General features: G+C 48.0%; 7 protein-coding genes and 1 pseudogene. 3 read left to right on the top strand and 5 right to left on the bottom strand.

The features are described from left to right. Together eno and G1ANC_RS03540 are read left to right on the top strand one after the other, a co-directional pair. A partial coding sequence (gene eno / locus G1ANC_RS03535) for a phosphopyruvate hydratase (protein ID WP_129693626.1) occupies window positions 1-1,168 on the top strand: 1,168 nt, incomplete at its 5' end. A 119-nt stretch (window positions 1,169-1,287) separates the two neighbouring features. Then, window positions 1,288-1,878: a sortase gene (locus tag G1ANC_RS03540; RefSeq protein ID WP_206660729.1), complete on the top strand. Its 591-nt coding sequence runs from the start codon at window positions 1,288-1,290 to the stop codon at window positions 1,876-1,878. A 66-nt stretch (window positions 1,879-1,944) separates the two neighbouring features. Here the strand turns inward: G1ANC_RS03540 and rny are convergent, their stop codons facing one another. The 3 genes from rny to tsaE form a co-directional block, all read right to left on the bottom strand. Beyond that, the gene (gene rny / locus G1ANC_RS03545; protein ID WP_129693627.1) at window positions 1,945-3,435 is read right to left on the bottom strand and encodes a ribonuclease Y; all 1,491 of its coding nucleotides are present in this window, start codon (window positions 3,433-3,435) and stop codon (window positions 1,945-1,947) included. Between the two features lie 131 nt (window positions 3,436-3,566). Further along, window positions 3,567-3,953, bottom strand: coding sequence for a hypothetical protein (locus tag G1ANC_RS03550; RefSeq protein ID WP_129693628.1), 387 nt, complete (start codon window positions 3,951-3,953; stop codon window positions 3,567-3,569). Beyond that, a complete protein-coding gene (gene tsaE, locus G1ANC_RS03555) occupies window positions 3,950-4,411 on the bottom strand; it encodes a tRNA (adenosine(37)-N6)-threonylcarbamoyltransferase complex ATPase subunit type 1 TsaE (RefSeq protein WP_129693629.1) in 462 nt (153 codons plus the stop codon). Before tsaE ends, G1ANC_RS03550 begins: the two co-directional genes overlap by 4 nt. 51 nt (window positions 4,412-4,462) lie before the next feature. Between tsaE and G1ANC_RS03560 the strand changes: the two genes are divergently transcribed. Continuing rightward, entirely contained in the window at window positions 4,463-4,960 is a 498-nt protein-coding gene (locus G1ANC_RS03560; RefSeq protein ID WP_129693630.1) for a methylated-DNA--[protein]-cysteine S-methyltransferase, read from the top strand. A 103-nt stretch (window positions 4,961-5,063) separates the two neighbouring features. Here G1ANC_RS03560 and G1ANC_RS03565 read toward each other — a convergent pair whose 3' ends face one another. Further along, window positions 5,064-5,264 carry a hypothetical protein gene (locus G1ANC_RS03565; protein ID WP_129693631.1) on the bottom strand — a complete coding sequence of 67 codons (201 nt, stop codon included), beginning with the start codon at window positions 5,262-5,264 and terminating at the stop codon, window positions 5,064-5,066. A gap of 34 nt (window positions 5,265-5,298) precedes the next feature. After that, window positions 5,299-5,489 (bottom strand): annotated as a pseudogene (locus tag G1ANC_RS03570) (DnaJ domain-containing protein); the annotation flags it as partial. Window positions 5,490-5,573: the final 84 nt, after the last annotated feature.

Genomic DNA, 5,573 nt, shown 5'->3' on the forward strand with positions numbered 1-5,573 from the left:
CGTACCGAGCGGCGCTAGCATTGGCTCGGCTGAAGCGCTTGAGTTGCGTGACGGTGGCATTGACTGGTCGGGTAAGGCTGTTTACCAGGCAGTCCGTAATGTTAACGAAGTCATTGCGCCAGCGCTAGTCGGACACGATGCCAGCGACCAAGCTGCTCTCGACCAAATAATGCTCGATTTAGACGGTACCGATAATAAGTCCAAGCTTGGCGCTAACGCCATTCTCAGCGTCAGCCTAGCCGCCGCTAAAGCGGCCGCCAGCGCTAAGAATCAGCCGCTGTGGCGCTACGTCGCAGAGATGACCGACAGCACACCTGTCCTGCCATTACCAATGATGAACGTGCTCAATGGCGGCGCTCACGCAGCTTTCGCTACCGATATTCAGGAATTTATGATCATTTGTAAAGGTGCGCAGACTTTTGCAGACACACTCAAAATGGGCACCGAGATCTTTCATGCGCTAGCCAAAGTACTAAAAAATTATGATTATCCAACTACTGTCGGCGATGAAGGCGGCTACGCACCGCGCGTCCGCAACGGCAATCGCGAAGCGCTGGCCTTATTGTCCGAAGCTATTCAAAACGCTGGCTACGAACTCGGCCGCGACGTTGTCTTTGCAATGGATGCTGCGTCAAGCGAATTCTATCAAGAAGGACGCTACGAGCTCAAATGCGAAGGCAAGTCGCTATCAAGCAGCGAAATGGTTGATTGGCTAGAAGCCTTGACAAATGAATTTCCAATTGTCTCAATCGAGGATGGTCTAGCCGAAAATGATTGGGATGGCTGGAAGCTGCTGCGCGAACGGCTCGGCGACCACATCCAGCTAGTCGGCGACGATTTGCTTGTCACGAACACCTCGCTGATTGAACGGGCTATCGCTGAACAAACTGCCAACGCGCTGCTAGTTAAACCAAATCAAATCGGCTCGCTCACTGAAACTATTCAAGCTGTCAAAATGGCGCAAAATGCTGGTTGGCGCACCGTCATGAGCCATCGCTCTGGCGAAACCGAAGACACGACAATCAGCCACCTAGCTGTTGGTCTGGGCTGCGGCCAGATTAAAACTGGATCGCTATCGCGAACCGATCGCGTCGCTAAATATAACGAGTTATTACGTATCGCCGAAGCTGACCAATCATTGACGCTAGCGCAGCCATTTAGCGAATAAATAAAACTGTAGGTTTTACTTCTAACAAAGCGAAAAACGCCTTTTCTTTGTCAAGAGGTGTTTTTCATATCAAACTAATTATGTTATACTACTAACGAATAATCGTTTTAGGAGGTTAGTTGCTCTCGATCAAACAAAAAAAGCACCGCCGTCCATATGCTATTTTTGCAGTGGCGATATGCCTGATTAGCACTGGCGTGTATTTTATGATGCTGACCTTATCGCCGTCGGTAGCGCCTCTGATTTTCACCAAGCCGATTGATGCTAAATCGCTGCCAAAAGCCAAAATCGGCGAGAACCGTATTGTTATACCGCGCATCGGCGTCAATATTCACTACGACAAAGGCCGCACCGCACTCGATCGCGGTGCCGAATGGCGACAGCCAAACCATGGCAACCCCAAAGATGGCGGTAATTTCATTATTGCTGCCCACCGCTTCAGTATCCAGCCAACACCGCAGGGTACTGTTGAGAAATCGCCTTTTTATAACATTGATAAGATGAAACTAGGCGATAACATTGTAGTCGATTACGAAGGTGCTCGCTATGCTTACGAAATCACTAAAATATTTGATGTCAAACCAGACCAGACTGAAATCGAAGCTCCATCCCAAGAAGCAAAACTAACTCTATACAGTTGTGAACTTGGCGGCTCTGATGCCGGACGTATCGTCATCACAGGCAAACTGCTCGGTCAAGTCGAACAATAAAATACTCTACCAGTTATCATACGGTAGAGTATTTTGATTATAGATTGCAGGCAGATAAAAAGGTAGTTATTTGGCGAACTCAACCGCGCGCGTTTCACGGATAACATTCACCTTGATAGTTCCAGGATACTGCATAGTTGACTCAATCTTAGTCGCGATGTCGCGTGCTAGCTTGATAGCGCTAAGGTCGTCGATTTTCTCTGGCGTGACAATCACGCGAATCTCGCGGCCGGCGCTTATGGCGTATGCTTTCTCGATTCCTTGGAAACCAGTCGCAACATTTTCGAGATCACGCATGCGCTCAGCGAAATTCTCAGCAGAGATATTACGCGCACCCGGCCGAGCGGCACTGATCGCATCGCAAATACGAACGACGATGGCCTCTGGCGTAGTCGCTTCAATGTCGTCGTGATGAGCCTCAATCGCATGACAGATACCCTCGCTCAAACCAGCCTTGCGAGCCAGCTCGGCACCGATATGGTGATGTTTGCCTTCAATTTTGTGAGTAACTGCCTTGCCCATATCATGCAACAACGTCGCTATCTTAGAAGTACGGACATCAGCGCCAATCTCGCTAGCAATCATACCAGCCATATGCGCCATCTCGGTCGAATGCTTAAGAACATTTTGACCATAGCTAGTTCGAAACTTCAGCTCGCCAAGCAGTTTTAGCAAATCACGTGGGATACCGGTAACGCCAACTTCGCGCGCCGCATCTTCGCCAGCACGCTGGGTTTCCTTATCGATTTGCTTTTCAGCTTTCGCAAAGACTTCTTCAATACGCCCTGGGTGAATACGACCGTCTTTCATTAACATCTCGAGACCGAGACGCGCTACCTGGCGGCGAATTGGGTCAAAGCTCGATAGAACTACCATGCCTGGCGTGTCATCAACCAAGAAGTCTACGCCAGTAACACGTTGCATCGCTTGAATATTACGGCCTTCTTTGCCGATAATCCGACCCTTCATGTCGTCGTCTGGTAGTTTAACCGCGGTGACCGTGCGCTCAGCAGTTACCTCGCTAGCCATACGTTCCATTGTTTCGACGAGGATAGTTTGCGCCCGCTCCTCGGCGTCAGCTTCAACGTCTTGCTGCATTTTGGCAACCAGATTTAGTAGATCACCCTTGATGTCGCGTTCAGTCATCTTCATCAACTTATCAGCGGCATCTTTCTTCTTGAGGCCAGCAATTTTCTCAAGCTTTTCCTGCTGACGCGTACGAATGTCACGGATCTCATTCTTCAATTCTTCAACTTCGTCTTCTTGCTTGCGTAATTTTTCACCACGCTTGTCAAGCTGGTCAAGTTTCTTGTCAAGCGACTCCTCGCGGTCCGCCAGACGATTCTCGGTTTTTTGAAGCTCTTTGCGGCGCTCTTTCTCGATTCGCAGCGCTTCATCTTTAGCTTTGAGTACGATATCGCTAGCTTTGCGCTCAGCTTGCGCTATGACCTGTTCAGCCGTATTTTTGCTCTTGGTCTCTTGTTGGCGATCATATACCACTTTACCGCCCACGCCAGCAATAATACCAACAATCGCGGCAATAATTCCCTCAACCATATTTTTCCTTTCTTTCGCGGTAATTAGTCAACACGTCAAGTCAAAAAACCGCAAAATTATCAAAATTTAAACTTATCAATGTCACATTCGTAGACATTACCATTGTACCGCGTTTATAACAAAATAAGCAACTATTTACGCGGTTTGGTGATGCGAGCCTCAGCGCCATATTCAGGCAGAACTATTTCATCATTGCGGCCATTCTGCAGCCGAGCCAAGCATTCTTCACGCCAAGCATCGCCGGTAACCCCAACGATCGGAATACGTTGTTCGTGCGCTATCGTATTCAACACTGCCAGACCAATCCTCAAACCAGTGAAACTCCCTGGACCGCGAAATACGCCAATGCCCGAAATATCAGCAAAACTGGCCCCATTCTCTGCTAAGCGGTCGCGCAAATAAGCTAGCATGTCGCGCGCGAGATTGCGTTCAGCCACCCATTCGTAGTCGGTTCGTTTGTCGCCATCAATTAGCGTTAATTGCACCGTCATTTCAGCGCTATTCCACAATACAATCATCGCAATTTCTCCACAATTCGATAAGATTTTTCACCACTGCTCTTCAAAGTTAGCTTGCGACTATCATCAGGCTGCACCTGGATGACGATCTGTAATACGTCCGTTGGCAATACGTTATTTACTACATCGCTCCACTCAATCACAGTAATTGTATGCGAATCGTGAATCGCTTCATCAAGTTCCATTTTCATAATACCAGCATCTGGTAAGCGGTAAAAATCATAATGAGCCAACCGCAAGCCGTCCGCAGCCTCGTAATTGCGGCTGATCGTAAACGTCGGACTCTGAACCTCGTCGTCAATCTGCAAGCCGCGCGCCAATCCCTTGGTCAGTGTAGTTTTGCCAGCGCCAATATCGCCGACAAGTTCGAGCGTCTCGCCGCCATGCAATAAGCCGCCAAGCTTCGCGCCAAACTGTATCAAATCATCCGCCGTCTGCAAGCTCACCTCTAATATCATATATTTATTATACAATATCGGACAGAGTTACTGTGTTAAAATACGTTTATTATGAGTAATTTCTTTTGTAAATACCAATCGCCGCTGGACGAAATTACCATAGCAAGCAACGGCAGCGCTATCACTGGCCTGTGGTTCGCTAAGCAAAAACATTTTGACGCTGAGCTAGGCGAGAATAACGCAAATTCTGATTTACCGATTTTCACTAAGGCAATGCGCTGGCTTGATGTGTATTTCGCTGGCAAAAATCCTGGAGAAATCCCGCCAATACAGCTTGATGGAACGCCTTTTCAGTTGGAAGTCTGGTGTATCCTGCAAACCATACCGTACGGCGAGCGCACTACCTACGGAGAAATTGCTAAAAATATCGCCAAGAAACGCGGTATCGCCAAAATGTCAGCACGAGCCGTCGGCGGAGCAGTCGGGCGCAATCCAATTTCAATTTTCGTACCGTGCCATCGGGTTGTCGGCAGTAATGGTAAACTGACGGGGTATGCTAGCGGAATCGAAAAGAAAATTAAATTGTTGAAGCTAGAAAATATACTTTAATCTAAAAGAAAGACGCTACCTTTTCGGACTTTATACTTACTCATCAAACCTGACCAACAACGTCTCTGTGTATAGATTATTACCTCACTGTCAGAGTCGGGCTCTATTTCTTTGCAACTTTTTTCTGCTTATTCCTCTGTCCTTTGGCTACCACAACCACCACTGCCGTGATAATCGATAGTCCGGCTAAAATAGCCAGCGCGTAGGCATAGCCTGACAACAGATAGATTAAGGCTAGCGTCACGCCGACAGCGCCCCAGATAGTAATCAGCCGCCTGCCAAGCACCAAGCCGATGATAACCATCAGCGAATACTAGACTAAGAACATGACCGAACTAGTCGTAGCGCTGGCGTTTTTGCTTGTCTTTCAAAACCTCATGCGCTTCATTAATCTCTTTGAATTTTACCTCGTCGCCACCCTGCTTGTCCGGATGGTATTTGACCGCCAATTTACGGAACGCCTTTTTATCGCATCCTCGGAAGCGGTTTTCGGCACGCCTAACACTTCATAATAATCGTGCTTACTCATATGCGTTTATTATACGCTTTAGCACTCGAAGTGCAAGAGTGCTAGCATCGCCTGTGATATACCTGGAACATAGGAGGTACTATG

Source organism: Candidatus Nanosynsacchari sp. TM7_ANC_38.39_G1_1 (assembly GCF_004138385.1).

Bases quoted from the DNA above. Each gene is read 5' to 3' on its own strand.
- tsaE (WP_129693629.1), bottom strand. From the start codon at position 4,411: ATGATATTAGAGGTGAGCTTGCAGACGGCGGATGATTTGATACAGTTT.
- G1ANC_RS03565 (WP_129693631.1), bottom strand. From the start codon at position 5,264: ATGGTTATCATCGGCTTGGTGCTTGGCAGGCGGCTGATTACTATCTGG.
- G1ANC_RS03560 (WP_129693630.1), top strand. From the start codon at position 4,463: ATGAGTAATTTCTTTTGTAAATACCAATCGCCGCTGGACGAAATTACC.
- G1ANC_RS03550 (WP_129693628.1), bottom strand. From the start codon at position 3,953: ATGATTGTATTGTGGAATAGCGCTGAAATGACGGTGCAATTAACGCTA.
- rny (WP_129693627.1), bottom strand. From the start codon at position 3,435: ATGGTTGAGGGAATTATTGCCGCGATTGTTGGTATTATTGCTGGCGTG.